Origin of the sequence: Mycobacterium sp., from assembly GCF_051006775.1 — a bacterium.
In the GTDB taxonomy this organism is placed as follows: domain Bacteria; phylum Actinomycetota; class Actinomycetes; order Mycobacteriales; family Mycobacteriaceae; genus Mycobacterium.
On the sequence record NZ_JBPCSX010000078.1, the window covers coordinates 1 to 2677 of the forward strand.

The following is a 2677-nucleotide window of genomic DNA, read 5'->3' on the forward strand; positions in this document are numbered from 1 at the left end:
GAATTCCAGCCGATGCGCCAGCAGCCGCAACGGACGGGAGAAGTCCCCCGCCGCCACGTCGAGCACATCCGGATACAGCGGGTCGTTGTCGATCGGCCGGCCGAGACCGGCCATGTGTAGCCGCAACTGGTGGGTCCTGCCGGTACGGGGTGTCAGCCGGTAGCGCCCTTCACCGAGTGGTTCTACCAGACTCTGCGCGTTCGGCTCCCCCGGTTCCACCGTCGCCTGCAAAATCCCGCGCCGCTTGATGATCCGATTCGAAACCATCTGCGGCCCAGCAAGATCCGGACCCGCTGAGGAGACCGCCAGATACATCTTGGCGACCTCACCCCGGGCGAACAGGGTCTGATACGCGCCACGCACCTCCCGTCGCACGGTGAACAGCAGCACTCCCGCGGTCAGCCGGTCCAGCCGGTGAGCCGGACTGAGCTCGGGCAGATCCAGTTCCCGGCGCAGCCGCACCAGCGCGGTCTGCGCGATATGCGAGCCGCGCGGCATGGTGGCCAGAAAGTGCGGCTTGTCCACGACGACAATGTTCTGGTCGCGGTAGAGCACCGGCATACCGAACGGAACCTCGACCTCGTCGGGAAGGTCGCGGTAGTGGTAGACCAATGCTCCGGCCGGCAGGACCGTTGTCGCATCGAGCACGACCCCGTCGGCGGTGAACACCCCGCCTGCGATCACCTTGGCCCTGGCTGCCGGGCCGAAGCGCCGGCCGAACTCGTCGGCCACATTGCCGCCGTGAAGTCGCAGCCGGGCCGGTCCGAGCACATCCGTCACGTCAAGGGCACGGGCTCGAGGATTTCGGTCCGCGCCTCCGGTGCGGCGGCCCGCAGCGCATCGGCGGACTCGTCGTCGGGCTGAGTCTGCGACCGGACCTCGGCCTCCACCCGCGCGACGTAGGTGTCGACCTCGGTGTCGATGTCGTTCTGCGACCAGCCCAGGATCGGGGCGACGATCTCGGCCACCTCGCGGGCGCAGTCCACTCCGCGGTGCGGGTACTCGATGGAGATCCGCATCCGGCGGGCCAGGATGTCCTCCAGGTGCAGCGCACCCTCGGCGACGGCCGCGTACGCCGCCTCCACCCGCAGATACACCGGCGCCTCGGCGATCGGCTCCAACAGGTCGGGCTGGGCTTCGGCCAGCTCCAGCACATCACCGATCAGCGAGCCGTAGCGGTCCAGCAGATGCCGCACCCGATACGGGTGCAGGTTGTACTCCTTGCCCACATGATCGGTTTGGTTGATCAGTGCGAAGTAGCCGTCGGCTCCGAGCAGCGGGACCTTCTCGGTGATCGAGGGCGCCACCCGCGACGGAACGAACTCGGCGGCGGCGTCGACGGCATCGGCGGCCATCACCCGATAGGTGGTGTACTTGCCGCCGGCGATGGCGACAAGTCCCGGGGTGGGCACCCCGACCGCATGCTCGCGGGACAGCTTGGAGGTCTCCTCGCTCTCACCGTGCAGCAGTGGACGTAGCCCGGCGTACACCCCGTCGATGTCGTTGTGGGTGATCGGCGTGGCCAGTGCGGTGTTGACGTGTTCGAGGATGTAGTCGATGTCGGCCTTGGTGGCCGCCGGATGGGCCAGGTCCAGGTTCCAGTCGGTGTCGGTGGTGCCGATGATCCAGTGCGTGCCCCACGGAATGACGAACAGCACCGACTTCTCGGTGCGCAGGATGATCGCCACCTCGCTGACGATCCGGTCCCGCGGAACCACGATGTGCACACCCTTGGAGGCCCGCACCCGGAACCGCCCCCGCTGCCGGGACAGCGCCTGAATCTCGTCGGTCCAGACTCCGGTGGCATTGATGACGACGTGTCCGCGGACGTCGGCGACCCGACCATCCTCGGAATCGCGCACCGTCACCCCGACCACCCGGTCGCCTTCGGTGAGCATGCCCACCACCTGGGTGGAGGTCCGGACCACCGCGCCGTAGTGCGCCGCGGTACGGGCCACCATCATGGTGTGCCGGGCGTCGTCGACCACGGTGTCGTAGTAGCGGATACCGCCGATCAACGCGTTGCGCTTGAGCGCAGGCGCCATCCGCAGCGCGCCCGCCTTGGTCAGATGCCGTTGCGCGGGAACAGATTTCGCTCCGCCGAGCTGGTCGTAGAGGAAGATGCCCGCCGCGATGTAGGGCCGTTCCCAAATCCGATTGGTCAGCGGGAAGAGGAACGGCAGCGGCTTGACGAGGTGCGGTGCGAGCGTGGTCAGGGAGAGCTCGCGCTCATGCAATGCCTCCCGCACCAGACCGAACTCCAACTGTTCGAGGTAGCGCAGGCCGCCGTGGAACATCTTCGAACTGCGGCTGGACGTGCCGGATGCGAAGTCGCGGGCTTCGACCAGGGCCACCTTCAGTCCGCGGGTCGCGGCGTCGAGGGCGGCGCCGGCGCCCACCACGCCGCCGCCGATCACCACGACGTCGAACTGTTCAGCGCCCAGGCGCTCCCAGGCTTGCGCCCGCTGGGCGGGTCCGATGAAGGTCTGACCGTTGCCCGGTCGCAGGATCGGGTCACTCATGGTTGGTCAGGCTAGTCGAGATCGTCATGGGCCATAAGACGGCGGGCCGCCTCGACGATGGAACCCGACAGTGACGGATACACCGATAGCGTTTGGGCCAGGTCAGTGACCGAAATGCGGTTCTGCACCGCCAGGGCGATCGGCAGGATCAACTC

2 protein-coding genes and 1 pseudogene are annotated in these 2677 nt (G+C 67.7%); all 3 read right to left on the minus strand.

The features are described from left to right. On the minus strand, positions 1 to 780 hold a 780-nt coding region (locus ACR2JI_RS05910; RefSeq protein ID WP_526389004.1), incomplete at its 3' end, for a pseudouridine synthase. Continuing rightward, on the minus strand, positions 777 to 2522 hold the full coding sequence (locus ACR2JI_RS05915; RefSeq protein ID WP_526389006.1) for a glycerol-3-phosphate dehydrogenase/oxidase: 1746 nt from the start codon (positions 2520 to 2522) through the stop codon (positions 777 to 779). The genes ACR2JI_RS05910 and ACR2JI_RS05915, both read right to left, overlap by 4 nt. Before the next feature lie 11 nt (positions 2523 to 2533). Beyond that, positions 2534 to 2677: pseudogene (locus ACR2JI_RS05920) on the minus strand (NAD(P)H-quinone dehydrogenase); the annotation flags it as partial.